The following is a 14,657-nucleotide window of genomic DNA, read 5'->3' as shown; positions in this document are numbered from 1 at the left end:
TGCCGATCCCCCTAGGCTGCGCGCACCGAAACGAGGTGCGCCATGCCGATCCGCTTTTTCCTCAAACACCTGTTGCTGCCCCCGGGCGGGCTGTTGCTGCTGGTCCTGGCCGGCTGCTGGCTGCGCCGTCGTCGCCCGCGCCTGGCGAACGTGTGCCTGGCCCTGGGGCTGGGCGGGCTGTGGCTGATGAGCCTGCCGCTGGTGGTGCAGCAGGCGGCGCGGCTGCTCGAACGCGAACCGCCCCTGCCCACGGCGCAGTGGGCGACGCTGGCTGCCGAGGCCCAGGTCATCGTGGTGCTCGGTGCGGGCCGCGAGCGGGGCGACCCGGCCTGGGGCGGGGACGACCAGCCCACCGGCGTAGCCCTGGAGCGCATGCGGTTCGCCGCGCAACTGGCCAAGGCCTCCGGGTTGCCGCTGCTGACCAGCGGCGGCCTGCACGAAGGCACGCCCCCCAGCGAGGCCCGGTTGATGGCCGAGCGCCTGCGTCAGGATTTCGGGGTGACGGTGACCTGGGAGGAGGGTGCCAGCCGCACCACCTGGGAAAACGCCCAGCTGACGGCGCGGCTGCTTCGGCCACTGGGGATTCGCCGGGTGGTGCTGGTCACGCAGGCCTGGCACATGCCCCGTGCGCGCTGGAGCTTCGAGGCCAACGGCCTGACGGTCGTGGCAGCGCCCGTGGGCTTTCTCGGTCATGCCTCAGTAGGACCTTTCGCCGGATTGCTGCCGGAGGGGCGAGCCGTCTGGCGCAACGGGCAACTGCTCAACGAGGCGGCAGGCCTGGTGGGCTACCGCCTGTTCGAGGGCCGCTAGGGGCGCGCCGCGCGACGCCGGGCCAGTGCGGCCCAGCCCAGCAGCACGGCGCAGACCAGCGCCAGTGGCCATGAGCGCCAGCGCAGGTAAGGGGTGAGGTCCTGCATCGGCACGACCTCACCGTACAGCACGGCCTGCTGGAACTGCGGCACGCGCTCGGTGATCTGGCCGAACGGGTCGATCAGCGCGGTGACGCCGTTGTTGGTGGCGCGGATCATCCAGCGTCCGGCCTCCAGGGCACGCATCTGCGCCATCTGCAGGTGTTGCAGCGGGCCGATCGAGGTGCCGAACCAGGTGTCGTTGCTGATGGTCAGCAGCAGGTCGCTGCGCGCGGCCAGGCCGGCGGCGAATTCCGGGTAGACCACCTCGTAGCAGATGTACGGCGCGATCATGTGCCCCTTGGCCTGCAACAGCGCCTGCTGCGCCGGGCCACGGGCGAAATCGGACATCGGCAGGTTGAAGAACTCGATCAGCCCGCGCAGCATGTCCTGCAAGGGCACGTACTCGCCGAACGGCACCAGCTTCTGCTTGAGGTAGGTGCCTTCGCCGCCGCCGGCCACGGTGATGCCGTTGTAGTAGCGGCGCTGGCCGTCGACCACTTCACGCACCGGGACGCCGGTGATCAGCGCCGCGTGACGGTCGCTGGCGAATGTCCCCATCATGTCGATGAAGCCTTGGGCCTGGTCCTTGAGCACCGGCACGGCGGTTTCCGGCCAGATCAACAGATCGACCGGCCGCGAGGCGAAGCTCAGGTCGCGGTACAGCGCCAGTTGCGCATTGACGTGCGCCGGGTCCCACTTCAGGTCCTGCTCGACGTTGCCCTGGATCGCCGCCACCGTCAGGGGCTTGCCCGACGGCTGCGTCCAGGCGTGGCCCTTGAGTGCCCAGCCGAGTACCCAAGGCGCGATCAACAGGGCCAGACCGCCTGCCAGCAGTGCTCCCCGGGCCCGCAGGCGCGGCAGGTTGCACAGCAGCGCCGCACTCAGGGCCAGCACGAACGACACCAGCCAGACGCCACCGACCGGGGCCAGCCCGGCCAGCGGACCATCGAGCTGGCTGTAGCCTGCGTACAACCACGGGAACCCGGTCAGGAACCAGCCACGAAACGCTTCCTGCAGCAGCCACAGGGCCGCGAAGCCCAGCGCATCGGCCAGTGGGGCCTCGCTGCGCCGTAGCCAGCGTGCCCAGAGCCAGGCGGGCAGGGCGAAGAACCAGGCGATGGCGGCGAAGAAGGCCAGCAGCAGCAAGGTCGCCAGCAAGGGCGAGGCGCCGCCGTAGGTATTGATGCTGACGTAGATCCAACTGGTACCGGCGCCATACAGACCGAAGCCGTAGCACCAGCCACGGCCCAGCGCCTGGCGCGGGCTGAGCTGGCGCAGGCCCAGGTAGAACAGCGCGATCGCCAGCACGGCGAGCGGCCAGGCGTCGAACGGCGCCAGGGCCAGGGACGTGCTGGCGCCGGCCGCCACGGCCAGCAGGTTACCGGGCCAGCCGGGGCGGGTGATCCAACGCATGACTATCCTTGGCGATTGATGGGGGTCAGACGCAGCAGGTGGATGCGGCGGCTGTCGGCGTTCAGGACACGGAAGCGGTAGGCCCCGATCGCGGTGGTCTCGTTGCGCTTGGGCATGTAGCCGAAGGCTTTCATGACCAGCCCGCCGACGGTGTCGAATTCGTCGTCCGAGAAGTCGCCGTCGAAGGACTCGTTGAACTGCTCGATCGGCGTCAGCGCCTTGACCAGGAAGTCGCCATTGGGCAGCGGCTTGATGTAGCTGTCTTCCTCGACGTCGTGCTCGTCCTCGATGTCGCCGACGATCTGCTCGAGCACGTCCTCGATGGTCACCAGGCCGGCCACACCGCCGTACTCGTCGATGACGATGGCCATGTGGTTGTGGTTGGCGCGAAACTCACGCAGCAGCACGTTCAGGCGCTTGGACTCGGGCACGAAGGTGGCCGGGCGCAGCAGGCTCTTGATGTCGACGCTGTCGCCGTTTTCCTTGAGGATCAGCGGCAGCAGGTCCTTGGCCAGCAGCACGCCGAGCACGTCGTCGTGACTCTCGCCGATGACCGGGTAGCGCGAGTGCGCCGCGTCGATCACTGCCGGCAAAAATTCGCGCGGGGTCTGGGTGGCGCGGATGCTGATCATCTGCGAGCGCGGCACCATGATGTCGCGCACCTGCAGGTCAGCGACCTGGATGGCGCCCTCGACGATGGCCAGCGCTTCGCTGTCCAGCAGTTTGTTCTGGTGGGCTTCGCGCAGCAGCTCGAGGAGCTCCTGGCGGTTCTTCGGCTCATGGGCAAAAGCCTGGGTCAGTTTGCCCAGCCATGACTTCTGCCCATTGCTCGATCGGTCTTCGCTCATGGCGGTTACTCGTGATCCTTGCAGGTATCGGGGTGTGAAGGGTCGGTGTCGTCGTCGGCGTACGGATCGGGGTGGCCGAGCTCCGCCAACAGGGTGCGTTCCAGTGCTTCCATCTCCTCGGCCTCATCGTCGTCGATGTGGTCGTAGCCGAGCAGGTGCAGGCAGCCGTGTATGACCAGGTGCGCCCAGTGCGCTTCCAGGGCCTTGCCCTGTTCGGCGGCCTCGCGCTCGACCACCGGCACGCAGATCACCAGGTCGCCGAGCAGCGGAATGTCCAGCAGCTCATCGGGCACATCGGCCGGGAAGGACAGCACGTTGGTGGCGTAGTCCTTGTGCCGGTAGGTGTGGTTGAGCGCGCGGCCCTCGTCGAGATCGACCAGGCGAATGGTCATCTCCGAGTCGGCGCTGCGCTGGCGCAGGGCCAGCTCGCACCAACGGCGGAAGGCGGCGTCCTCCGGCGCAGCGGCCTCGGTGGCCCGCTGCAGGTCGAGTTCAAGCATGTTTGCCGGGCACCTCGGGCTTGGCCTGCTGGGCGTCGAAGCGCTCGTAGGCTTCGACGATGCGCTGAACCAGCGGGTGACGCACCACGTCCTTGGGCTGGAAGTGCGTGAAGCTGATGCCGGGCACGTCGCGCAGCACCTCGATCACGTGGGCCAGCCCGGACTTGGTGCCGCGCGGCAGGTCGACCTGGGTGATGTCGCCAGTGATGACCGCCGTGGAGCCGAAGCCGATACGGGTCAGGAACATCTTCATCTGCTCGAGCGTGGTGTTCTGGCTCTCGTCGAGAATGATGAAGCTGTTGTTCAGCGTGCGACCGCGCATGTACGCCAGAGGGGCGATCTCGATCACCTGGCGCTCGATCAGCTTGGCCACGTGCTCGAAGCCGAGCATCTCGTAGAGGGCGTCGTACAGCGGACGCAGGTAGGGGTCGATCTTCTGGGCCAGGTCGCCGGGCAGGAAGCCCAGCTTCTCGCCTGCTTCGACCGCCGGACGCACCAGCAGGATGCGCCGCACCTGTTCACGCTCCAGCGCATCCACCGCAGCGGCCACGGCCAGGTAGGTCTTGCCGGTACCGGCCGGGCCAATGCCGAAGTTGATGTCGTTGGCCAGGATTTCCTTCACGTACCGCTGCTGGTTGGCACCGCGCGGGCGAATGTTGCCCTTGCGCGTGCGCAGCGACACGCTGACTTCGTTCGTTGCCGGGGTTTCGAGGGCTTCCACGGTCGACTCCTGCAGGTACAGGTGAACCATTTCCGGCGACAGCTCGGTCGCTTTCGCTTCGCGGTAGAGCCTGCGCAGCAGCTGTTCGGCGGAGAAGGTGGTCTTGGGCTCGCCAATGAGCTCGAACTGATTGCCGCGGTTGCGGATCTCGATGTCCAGGCGCTGTTCGATCAGGCGCAGGTGCTCGTCGAACTGTCCGCACAGGTTGGCGAAACGATGGGCCTCGAAGGGCTCGAGGATGAAGCGATGGGGTTCTATGGGTGCGTTCAAGGTGGTCTTGGGCCGCTCGCCGGCTAGGGAATGTGAGATCAAGAATAACCCTTGATCGGCAGTGGCGAAAGGTCCGCTGCGATCAAGGGTTGCCAAGGGTCGCTCGTGTCTGTTTGGAGCGCACGCGCACGCGATGGTTTCATGGGTTGGACAGCGTGGGCAGGCGCCGTCTGCTATGCTGCGCGCCCCTTTTCCGCACCGTTGACCTTGCCGCCATGACCAAACGCGACGCGCCGCTGTTCAAAGTGATCTTCCTCAACCAGGGCCAGGTGTTCGAGATGTACGCCAAGCAGATCTACCAGAGCGACCTGTGGGGCTTCCTGGAGGTGGAGGAGTTCGTCTTCGGCGAGCGCACCCAGGTCGTGGTCGACCCCAGCGAAGAAAAGCTCAAGGCCCAGTTCGACGGCGTGGTGCGCAGCTTCGTGCCGATGCACGCCATCGTGCGCATCGACGAGGTGGAGCGGGTCGGTGCGGTGAAGATCAGCGAGGCCCGGCCGACCGGCAACGTCATGCCGTTCCCGATGCCGATGCCGGAGAAGTGAGCCCCGTGTGAAGCGCGTGCCGCTCAGGGCAGGGGCGAGAAGGGTGTGCGACCGTCGGCGCTCTGCAGCTCCAGCAGGTATTTGCGGAAGATCTGCCCCAGCACCTGGGTCGCCCGCTCGAGTTCTTCGCGCGGCATGCTGGCCGACACCTCGTCGGCCATGTCCAGCGCATCCTCGGCGCCATTGACCGCGGCCATCTTCAGCAGGATGTAGGCCTGCACCTTGTTGGCCGCCACGCCCTCGCCCTGGAAGAACATGGCGCCCAGCCTGGACTGCGCCTCGGCATGGCCCAGCAGCGAGGCCTGCTCGTAGTAGTCCAGCGCCTTGTGCAAGTCCTTCGGGACCTGGTCGCCCGCATGGTACAGCTCGGCCAGCTCGTACTGCGCCTGGGCGTCGCCCGAGGTCGCCAGCTGCTCGCACGCCTTGATGGCCCTGTCCACGTCCTGCGGCCGGGTGTCGAACGTGCAACGTCCCGTGGTCGGGATCAGCAGCGAGTTGCCGCCCTCCGCCAAGGCCGCCAAGGGCTGGAGGAGCAGCAGGCAGCCCAGGCTGAGGGCGCGGCCGGTGCGGTTCATGGGGATCGACTTACCTCTGCAAAGCTGCGGCCAATGTCTCTGGTGGCTCATTATGGGATAAGCCACCCGTACCTTACAAAGTTTTACTCGATTTTCTGGCGAATGCAGGGACAGGCTCCCCGACCACCGGCGCAAGGACGCAAGGGCCAGGGAGGGCGTTCGCTCATTTCAGCGCGGCGAAGGCCTTTTCCGCGGCGTCCAGCGTGATCTTCAGCTCGGTCTCGCCATGAGCGATCGAGGTGAAGCCGGCTTCGAAGGCGCTCGGGGCCAGGTACACGCCGCCCTCGAGCATCAGATGGAAGAACCGCTTGAAGCGTTCCGCATCGCTGCCCATCACGTCGTCGAAGGTGACGATGTCGTCGGCGCCGGTGAAGTACAGGCCGAACATGCCGCCAGCCTGGGTGGTGACGAACGGCACGCCCGCGGCATCGGCGCGCTGCTGCAGGCCGTCGAGCATGCGGCTGGTGAAGGCGCTCAGCTCGTCGTGGAAGCCCGGACGGCTGATCAGGCGCAGGGTGGTCAGGCCCGCGGCCATGGCCAGCGGGTTACCGGACAGGGTGCCTGCCTGGTAGACCGGGCCCAGTGGCGCGATGCATTCCATGATCGCGCGCTTGCCGCCGAAGCAGCCCACCGGCATGCCGCCGCCGACGATCTTGCCGAAGGTCGACAGGTCGGGGGTGATGCCGTAGTGGCCTTGCGCACCGCCCAGCGACACGCGGAAACCGGTCATCACTTCGTCGAAGATCAGCACCACGCCGTGCTTGTCGCACTGCTCGCGCAGGCCTTCGAGGAAGCCCGGTGCCGGGGGCACGCAGTTCATGTTGCCGGCCACCGGCTCGACGATGATGCAGGCCACGGTCTGGCCCACGTCGGCCAGGGTCTTTTCCACCGCGGCCAGGTCGTTGAACGGCAGGGTCAGGGTGTGCTTGGCGAAGTCTGCCGGCACCCCGGCCGAGCTGGGCACGCCGGAGGTCAGCAGGCCGGAGCCGGCCTTGACCAGCAGGCTGTCGGAGTGGCCGTGATAGCAGCCTTCGAACTTGATGATCGCATCGCGGCCGGTGTAGCCGCGGGCCAGGCGAATGGCGCTCATGGTCGCCTCGGTGCCGGAGCTGACCATGCGCACCATCTCCATCGACGGCACCAGCGAGCAGACCAGGTCGGCCATCTCGGTTTCCATCGCGGTCGGCGCGCCGTAGGACAGGCCGTGCACCAGCTGGCGACGCACCGACTCCAGCACCTCCGGGTGACCATGGCCAAGGATCATCGGCCCCCAGGAACCGACGTAGTCGACGTAGCGCTTGTCGTCCTCATCGATGACGTAGGCGCCCTCGGCGTGCTTGAAGAACAGCGGTGTGCCGCCGACGCTGCGGAACGCGCGCACGGGCGAGTTCACGCCACCGGGGATGTGTTTCTGGGCTTGGGCGAACAGGGATTCAGAACGGGACATAAGAAGGCTTCTCTCGAATCAGGAGGCGAACAGGGCGTTGAAGGCGCGGGCGCGACGGGTGACGTCTTGCGCGCTGTCGGCACCGAACAGGCCGTGGATCACCGCCAGCAGGTCGGCACCGTGGGCGACCAGCGGGGCGGCGTTGTCGAGGGTGATGCCGCCGATCACCGCGATCGGCAGTGGCAGCTCCGCGCGCGCCTGGGCCAGCAGCTCGAGGCTGGCCGCCGGGGCGCCGGGCTTGGTCATCGAGTGGAAGAAACGGCCGAAGGCCACGTAGCTGGCGCCTTGCTCCAGCGCCTGGTGCGCCAGGTCGAGACGGTCATGGCAGGTCGAGCCGATCACGGCCTGCGGCCCCAGCTGCGCGCGCGCCGGGTGCAGCGGCCCGTCGGTCTGGCCCAGGTGCACGCCGACGCCCAGCCGGGCCGCCAGCGCCACATCGTCGTTGATCACCAGTGGCGTGCCGTAGCGCTGGCACAGCTCGCGCAGCGCCTCGGCCTCGTCCTGGCGACGTGACGCGTCGCCGCTCTTGTCGCGGTATTGCAGCAGCGCCAGGCCGCCTTCGAGTGCCGCTTCGACGTGGGACAGCAGCCGCCCGGCCAGGAGCTGGCTGTCGGTGATCGCATACAGACCGCGTCGTGTCATGTCGCCCTCGTGGCAGGTCAGGAACAGAAATCCAGCGGCAACCGGCGTGGCACGTACTGGCCCCGGCCCAGCTGTTCGGCGTCGCGCAGCGTGCGCCAGGTGTAGTCCAGCGCGCTGCGTACCGCGCTGTGCAGGTGTTCGCCCTGGGCCAGGCGACCGGCCAGGGCACTGGCCAGGGTGCAGCCCGACCCGTGGTAGCTGCCCGGCAGGCGCTCGCAGGTCCAGACCTGGCAGTCGCCGTCGCGGCTGTAGAGACGGTTGTGGATCTGCTGCTCGTCGCCGTGCCCGCCGGTGATCAGCAGGTGCTGGCAGTAGGGCAGCAGCTTGTCGGCGCACTGGTCCGCCGTGCCGTCCGGCAGCTCGGCCAGGATACGTGCCTCGGGCAGGTTGGGCGTGGCGATCGTCGCCAGGGGCAGCAGGTGCTCGCGCACGGCATAGCCGACCTCGTCCTTGCCCAGGCGCCCACCGCCGCCGGCGCGCAGCACCGGGTCGCAGACCATCGGCAGGTGCGGGTGTGCCCGCAGCAGCTCGGCGACCGTGTCGACCATCTCGAGCGAGCCGAGCATGCCCAGCTTGACCGCCGCCACGCAGGCGTCGGCGAGCACGGCGTTGGCCTGGGCCAGCACCCACGCGCGGTCCAGCACCCGGAAGTCGGACACATTGACGGTATCCTGCACGGTCAAGGCGGTGACGGCGGGGGCCGCATGGCAACCTTGGGCGATCAGGGCTTCGATATCTGCCTGCAGGCCGGCGCCACCACTGGGGTCATGGCCGGACAGACAGAGGACAACGGGGCGAGAGCTGTAGATAGTCATGGAGGGCGAGCTTACCACCAAACGGTTCCAGGTGCCTCCGTCCCATGGTCGTGACGCAAGGCCCTGGGGCCACGCGCGGCGCGTGCCGAGCCACCTGCTTGAGCATCCGGCCCGGCGCTGCTTCACTGTCCTGACCTGCCCCGGATCGGGAGTCGCCCCATGCCTTTGCACGCGTTCGCCGAGACCCATGTGGTCACCAACCAGCCCCCGCCGCTGGACGGCGCCAACCTCTATCGGCTGGACCTGCCGTTGCAGCAGGGGATACGGCGCCACGGTGCCGCCTGGGCCGAGGCACGCCTGGACGCCTACGGCGCGCTGGCCGGTGGCCCGCTGATGGACGCCGGCGTGCTCGCCGAGCGTCACCCGCCGCGTTTCAGCAGCCATGATCGCTACGGCCACCGCATCGACTGGGTGGAGTTCCACCCGGCCTATCACACGCTGATGCGCACCGCAGTCGAGCACGGCCTGCCGGCATTGCCGTGGGCCGCGCCTGGTGACGGCGCACACGTCGCGCGCGCGGGCCTGGTCTACCTGCACATGCAGGCCGACGCCGGCAGTGGCTGCCCGCTGACCATGACCTTCGCCGCCGTGCCGGCCCTGCGCCGCCAGCCGAGCCTGGCCGCCGACTGGCTGCCGAAGGTCCTGGCGCCGACCTATGACCCGCGCAACATCGGCGTGGGGCACAAGGCCGGGGTCACCCTGGGCATGGCGATGACCGAAAAGCAGGGCGGCACCGACGTGCGTGCCAACACCACCCGCGCCTGGCCGGTCGGGCAGCCCGGTCCGGGCCAGGCCTATGAACTGGTCGGGCACAAGTGGTTCTGTTCGGCCCCGATGAGCGACGCCTTTCTGACCCTGGCGCAGACCGACCAGGGCCTGAGCTGCTTTCTGCTGCCCCGGCACCGGCCCGACGACAGCCGCAACCTGCTGTACATCCAGCGCCTGAAGGACAAGCTCGGCAACCGCTCCAACGCCTCCAGCGAAATCGAACTGCGTGGCGCCCTGGCCTGGATGGTCGGTGAGGAAGGCCGCGGCCTCGCCACGATCCTCGAGATGGTGAGCCTGACCCGCTTCGACTGCCTGCTCGGCTCCAGCGCCCTGATGCGCCAGGCCCTGACCCAGGCAACCCATCACTGCGCGCACCGCCAGGTCGGCGGCCGCCCGCTGGCCGAGCAGCCGTTGATGCAGAACGTGCTCGCCGACCTGGCGCTGGAGAGCGAGGCGGCGTTGGCTTTGAGCCTGCGCCTGGCCCAGGCCCTGGACCAGCAGAGCGATCCGCGCCAGGTGGCCTTCGTGCGCCTGGCGACGGCGGTGGGCAAGTACTGGGTCTGCAAGCGTGCGCCGGGCATGATCAACGAGGCCGCCGAATGCCTGGGCGGCGCCGGCTACGTCGAGGATAGCGTGCTGCCACGGCTGTACCGCGAGGCGCCGGTCAACTCGATCTGGGAAGGCTCGGGCAACGTGCAGTGCCTGGACGTGCTGCGCGCCCTGGCCAAGACGCCCGGCTGTGCCGACGCGCTGTGGCTCGAACTGGACGGTGGCCATGGCGATGCACGACTGGCCCGGCACGTGGCCGCGTTGCAGCAGGCGTTGGCCGACCCCGACCAGTTGCCTTACCGCGCCCGTCAGCTCAGCGAGGCCATTGCCCTGGCCCTGCAGGCCAGCGTGTTGCTCAAGGCGGGCGACGACACGGTCAGCGAGGCCTTCATCGGCAGCCGACTGGCGCCGGGCGGGCGCGCCTACGGCTGTCTGCCGCGCGGGATCGACGTACAGGCGCTGCTGGCGCGGGCGACCCCCACCTGGCCGGGCTGAGAGGGGGGTGTATTTGCCGGTGAACCTAGGCAAGATGGAACGCTTGCAAGTCCAGACAGGAAACACAGTGTGAGCCAAGCGTTCGTTGTCGTTGATACCCCCGAGCAGGCCGTCGACCGTCTCGCGGCGCTGCATGAACAAGCCACCGGCGCCCTCAGCCAGGCCCTGAAACGTTACCTCAAGGACCGCACCGAACCGGATGCCGACGAGCGCGCGCTGTACCGTTACCCCGCGCTGCGGCTGACCTACTACTGCCAGGGCGATGCACCGGTCACCACCCGCGCCTACGCCAAGGTCCAGGTCGCCGGCACCTACAACGTGACCATCACCCAGCCCAAGGCCTTCCGCAACTACCTGCTCGAGCAGCTGCGCCCGCTGATGAGCGACTTCAGCGTCACCGTCGAGGTCGGCGCCAGCGCCCAGGACATCCCCTACCCGTACGTGGTCGAGCAGGGCGACGAGCTGGCCGGCAGCGGCATCACCGCCGCCCAGCTGGCGCGGGTGTTTCCCAGCACCGACCTGTCGGCGGCCACCGACGACATCGCCGATGGCCTGTACGACTGGGACGGCGCCGAGACCTTGCCCCTGGCCCTGTTCGACGCGGCGCGGGTGGATTTCTCGCTGCGCCGCCTGGTGCATTACACCGGCAGCGACTGGCGGCACGTGCAGCCCTGGATCCTGCTGACCAACTACCACCGCTACGTCGACCAGTTCATCGCCCATGGCCTGGAGCAGTTGCGCCAGGACCCGCGCTTCGTGCGCATGGTGCTGCCTGGCAACGTGGTGATCGAGAAGGACGTGCCGGAAGACCAGGTGCAAGCGCTGGTCAGTGGCGTGGTCTGGCACCGCTTCCAGATGCCGGCCTACCACCTGATCGCTGCCGACGGCGACGGCATCACCCTGGTCAACATCGGGGTGGGCCCGTCCAACGCCAAGAACATCACCGACCACCTGGCCGTGCTGCGCCCGCACTGCTGGCTGATGATCGGCCATTGTGGCGGGCTGCGCCAATCGCAGACCATCGGCGACTACGTGCTGGCGCATGCCTACATGCGCCGCGATGGCATCCTCGACCGTGTGGTGCCGCCGAACATCCCGATCCCGGCGCTGGCCGAAGTCCAGCTGGCCTTGCAGGAAGCGGCGGCGCAGATCACCGGCGAGCGCGGCGACCAGCTCAAGAAGCGCCTGCGCACCGGCACCGTGCTGACCTACGACGACCGCAACTGGGAGCTGCGCTGGGCCCAGGAGCGCCCGCTGATCAACCTGTCGCGTGCCGTCGCCGTGGACATGGAAAGCGGTACCATCGCCGCCCAGGGCTATCGCCTGCGCGTCCCTTACGGCACCTTGCTGTGCGTGTCGGACAAGCCGCTGCACAGCGAGATCAAGCTGCCCGGTTCGGCCAACGCCTTCTACAACCGCGCCGTCAGCCAGCACCTGAAGATCGGCATCGCCGCCCTCGACCTGCTGCGCACCGAGCTCGACGCCCTGCATTCGCGTAAACTGCGCAGCTTCGATGAGCCGCCGTTCCGCTGAGGTTGCATGCCACCGCCGTCCCGCCCCACGCCGCGTCGTCCCTCGACGCGGCCCACCGGTCCCCGCCGCCCGGCCAAGGCCGCGCCCGCTGAAACGCGGTTGATCCTGTTCAACAAGCCGTTCGACGTGTTGACGCAGTTCAGCGACGGCGAAGGGCGCGCCACGCTCAAGGACTACATCGACGTGCCTGGTGTGTACCCGGCCGGGCGCCTGGACCGCGACAGCGAAGGTCTGCTGCTGCTGACCAACGACGGGCGCTTGCAGGCACGCATCGCCGACCCTCGGCACAAGCTGCCCAAGACGTACTGGGTGCAGGTGGAGGGCGAGCCGAACGACGAGCAGTTGCAGCGCCTGCGCGACGGCGTGCAGCTCAACGACGGGCTGACCCTGCCAGCCGAGGCCCGTCGCCTGGACGAGCCGACCCTCTGGCCACGCAACCCGCCGGTACGCTTTCGCAAGAACGTGCCCACGCACTGGCTGGAACTGGTCATCCGCGAAGGCCGCAACCGCCAGGTCCGGCGCATGACCGCCGCCGTCGGCCTGCCCACCCTGCGCCTGGTGCGCGTGCGCATCGGCGACTGGACACTGGACGGGCTCGAGCCTGGGATGTGGAAGGACGGCAGGGTGTGAGCGGCACGCTGCGCGCTACGAGCGAACGGTAGTGCGCAGCGTCAGGTGTCGACAGGGCGTTGAGGCGACGCTGCGGCTTGCGACCCCCGCACTTACCGCAAGTGGGTCAGGGGCATCTCGGTGCTGGCCAGCACCTGGTTGAGCACGAAGCTCGAGCGCACGCTGGTGACGCCTTCGATGCGGGTCAGGCTGCCCAGCAGCAGCTTCTGGTAGTGGTCCATGTCCGGCACCACGACCTTGAGCTGGTAGTCGGCATCGATCCCGGTGACCAGGCAGCACTCGAGCACCTGCGGCAGGCTGCGGATCGCCGCCTCGAAGGTCTCGAAGCGCTCGGGCGTGTGGCGGTCCATGCCGATCAGCACGTAGGCGGTCAGGCTCAGGCCCAGTTTCTTGCGATCGAGCAGGGCGACCTGGCGCGCGATGTAGCCATCGTCTTCCAACTGCTTGACCCGGCGCGAGCACGGCGAGGGCGACAGGCCGATGCGCTCGGCCAGTTCCTGGTTGGAGATGCGCGCATCGCGCTGCAATTCGGCAAGAATGCTCAGGTCGTAACGGTCGAGTTTGCTCATGGAAGAAGCCTTTTCTATCTGGATTGCGGCGAATTATTGATCTTGAGTCAAAAATTGCGCAAGTCCTATTTAATCCAGCAATCTTCGCAATCCTCTGCCGCCGTCGATCCCTTATCGTTATCCACAGAATCACTGCCCGGACATCAGTCCACGGCGACCGGCCTTATGCAGGCGGTTGCGGCCAGACGCTCTCACAGGAGTCGCCAGGCCCCCGGGCTACGCCCCGTCCAGAAGACGAGGCGAGGTGAGCCGGCGCCACAAGCGTCGAGCACGGACGACATCTTTCGAAAGGGAGGCCCTCGGGCCTCCCTTTTTTCGTGCCTGGAATTCGTCCGCGAGCCCCGATGGCGTTATAGACTGCGCCTTATCGAACGATCCCCTATCGAGGGCAATCCCATGACGTTGCGTGTATGGCAGTGGGCGGCACTGACGGTGTGCTGCATGGTCAGTGGTTTGTCTGCCTGGGCCCAGGATCCGAACGCCGGGCCAGGCCCCGGCCATTCCCCATTGCAGTCGCGCGACGAAGTACGCCAGACCCAGCCGCCGCGCCCAGGCTATTACCAGGACATCCCACGGCGTCCCGGCGACGGGCGCGGCTGGCAGGCGGGCGGCCCTGGGCAGCGTCCGGGTGACGGCTGGGGAGGGCGGCCTGGCGAACCTGGGGACGGTTGGGGGCCGGGGCCGCGCTACCGTCCGGGTCAGGCCATCGGGCAATTTCCCGACCGCTACTGGAAAGTCCCTTACCGCGGGCGGGACTACTTCTTCTCGGGCGGCTACTGGTACCAGCCCCAGGGGCCGGGCTACGTCGTGGTGCGTCCACCGTTCGGCGCGCGGGTCGGCTACCTGCCGCCCTATGCCCGTGAAGTGTGGGCGGGCGGTACGTTGCTCTACGGGGTGGCCGATGCCTACTACCAGTATCAGCCCGAGAGCGGGGAGTACGTGGTGGTCAACCCGGCCCAGGTGGGGCAGGGCGCTGCCAATGCCGAGGGACAACAGGGCAACGGCTACGATGTCATCGCCTATCCGGCGCAAGGGCAGCCGCCCCAGCAGCAGGAACAGGATCGCTACCAGTGCCATGGCTGGGCAGTGGAGCAGTCGGGGTTCGATCCGGCTGGTGCGGGGTATGCACCGCCGGGTGAGGGCGCGCAGGTGTACAGGCGAGCGTTGGGGGCGTGTCTGAGCGGGCGCGGTTACAGCGTCAACTGAGGTACGGCGGCGGTATCATGTCGCTGAGCCTGTTCGGGTTGACTGCCGCCACCCCATCGCTGGTTTTACGGCCCCTGCGGGCCCGATCGCGGCACAGGGGCCGCTTGTATGGTAGGACTTGAAGGGAGGAGGAGGGACTAGATCCGCTTCTGACTGTTCGCGCAGTACAGACCGTGGGAGATTTCGCCCCTCCTCCCTTCACCCAAGCGCCGATAAGGAATGC

General features: G+C 68.0%; 15 protein-coding genes. 6 read left to right on the top strand and 9 right to left on the bottom strand.

The window, feature by feature from the left end; translation table 11 throughout:
- Positions 1-42 precede the first annotated feature (42 nt).
- A complete protein-coding gene (locus G7Z99_RS12095) occupies positions 43-810 on the top strand; it encodes a YdcF family protein (protein ID WP_181094115.1) in 768 nt (255 codons plus the stop codon).
- Here the strand turns inward: G7Z99_RS12095 and lnt are convergent.
- The 4 genes from lnt to G7Z99_RS12075 are packed head-to-tail and all read right to left on the bottom strand — an operon-like array spanning position 807 to position 4,663.
- A complete protein-coding gene (gene lnt, locus G7Z99_RS12090; protein ID WP_181094113.1) occupies positions 807-2,324 on the bottom strand; it encodes an apolipoprotein N-acyltransferase in 1,518 nt (505 codons plus the stop codon). The two genes, G7Z99_RS12095 and lnt, sit on opposite strands and share 4 nt — an antisense overlap.
- 2 nt (positions 2,325-2,326) lie before the next feature.
- Positions 2,327-3,172: an HlyC/CorC family transporter gene (locus G7Z99_RS12085; protein WP_181094111.1), complete on the bottom strand. Its 846-nt coding sequence runs from the start codon at positions 3,170-3,172 to the stop codon at positions 2,327-2,329.
- Between the two features lie 5 nt (positions 3,173-3,177).
- A complete protein-coding gene (ybeY, locus tag G7Z99_RS12080) occupies positions 3,178-3,672 on the bottom strand; it encodes an rRNA maturation RNase YbeY (RefSeq protein ID WP_181094109.1) in 495 nt (164 codons plus the stop codon).
- Positions 3,665-4,663 carry a PhoH family protein gene (locus G7Z99_RS12075; RefSeq protein WP_181094107.1) on the bottom strand — a complete coding sequence of 333 codons (999 nt, stop codon included), beginning with the start codon at positions 4,661-4,663 and terminating at the stop codon, positions 3,665-3,667. Before G7Z99_RS12075 ends, ybeY begins: the two co-directional genes overlap by 8 nt.
- Positions 4,664-4,878: 215 nt before the next feature.
- On the opposite strand from G7Z99_RS12075, the gene G7Z99_RS12070 reads away from it, so the two are divergent.
- Positions 4,879-5,205, top strand: coding sequence for a DUF1820 family protein (locus G7Z99_RS12070; protein ID WP_060395557.1), 327 nt, complete (start codon positions 4,879-4,881; stop codon positions 5,203-5,205).
- 23 nt (positions 5,206-5,228) lie between these two features.
- On the opposite strand, the gene G7Z99_RS12065 is transcribed toward G7Z99_RS12070, so the two are convergent.
- The 4 genes from G7Z99_RS12065 to G7Z99_RS12050 form a co-directional block, all read right to left on the bottom strand.
- Entirely contained in the window at positions 5,229-5,780 is a 552-nt protein-coding gene (locus tag G7Z99_RS12065; RefSeq protein ID WP_181094105.1) for a tetratricopeptide repeat protein, read from the bottom strand.
- 163 nt (positions 5,781-5,943) lie between these two features.
- Positions 5,944-7,227 (bottom strand): glutamate-1-semialdehyde 2,1-aminomutase, encoded by a 1,284-nt coding sequence (gene hemL, locus G7Z99_RS12060; protein ID WP_181094103.1) that lies wholly within the window; start codon positions 7,225-7,227, stop codon positions 5,944-5,946.
- A gap of 18 nt (positions 7,228-7,245) precedes the next feature.
- Positions 7,246-7,869, bottom strand: coding sequence for a thiamine phosphate synthase (gene thiE / locus G7Z99_RS12055; RefSeq protein ID WP_181094101.1), 624 nt, complete (start codon positions 7,867-7,869; stop codon positions 7,246-7,248).
- Between the two features lie 17 nt (positions 7,870-7,886).
- Positions 7,887-8,684: a hydroxymethylpyrimidine/phosphomethylpyrimidine kinase gene (locus tag G7Z99_RS12050; RefSeq protein ID WP_181094099.1), complete on the bottom strand. Its 798-nt coding sequence runs from the start codon at positions 8,682-8,684 to the stop codon at positions 7,887-7,889.
- Positions 8,685-8,843: 159 nt separating this feature from the next.
- On the opposite strand from G7Z99_RS12050, the gene G7Z99_RS12045 reads away from it, so the two are divergent.
- From G7Z99_RS12045 to G7Z99_RS12035, 3 genes are all read left to right on the top strand, one after another.
- Positions 8,844-10,496 (top strand): acyl-CoA dehydrogenase family protein, encoded by a 1,653-nt coding sequence (locus G7Z99_RS12045; protein ID WP_181094097.1) that lies wholly within the window; start codon positions 8,844-8,846, stop codon positions 10,494-10,496.
- Between the two features lie 69 nt (positions 10,497-10,565).
- On the top strand, positions 10,566-12,029 hold the full coding sequence (gene amn / locus G7Z99_RS12040; protein ID WP_181094095.1) for an AMP nucleosidase: 1,464 nt from the start codon (positions 10,566-10,568) through the stop codon (positions 12,027-12,029).
- 6 nt (positions 12,030-12,035) lie between these two features.
- Positions 12,036-12,659 carry a pseudouridine synthase gene (locus tag G7Z99_RS12035; protein WP_181094093.1) on the top strand — a complete coding sequence of 208 codons (624 nt, stop codon included), beginning with the start codon at positions 12,036-12,038 and terminating at the stop codon, positions 12,657-12,659.
- Positions 12,660-12,751: 92 nt separating this feature from the next.
- Here the strand turns inward: G7Z99_RS12035 and G7Z99_RS12030 are convergent, their stop codons facing one another.
- Entirely contained in the window at positions 12,752-13,228 is a 477-nt protein-coding gene (locus G7Z99_RS12030; protein ID WP_060392414.1) for an Lrp/AsnC family transcriptional regulator, read from the bottom strand.
- Positions 13,229-13,624: 396 nt separating this feature from the next.
- On the opposite strand from G7Z99_RS12030, the gene G7Z99_RS12025 reads away from it, so the two are divergent.
- The gene (locus G7Z99_RS12025; protein WP_181094091.1) at positions 13,625-14,434 is read left to right on the top strand and encodes a DUF6515 family protein; all 810 of its coding nucleotides are present in this window, start codon (positions 13,625-13,627) and stop codon (positions 14,432-14,434) included.
- Positions 14,435-14,657 lie beyond the last annotated feature (223 nt).

The organism is Pseudomonas entomophila (assembly GCF_013523165.1).
In the GTDB taxonomy this organism is placed as follows: Bacteria; Pseudomonadota; Gammaproteobacteria; order Pseudomonadales; family Pseudomonadaceae; genus Aquipseudomonas; species Aquipseudomonas entomophila_A.
Note: the sequence above shows the minus strand (reverse complement) of the source record. Positions and strands in the feature narration are given on the sequence as shown.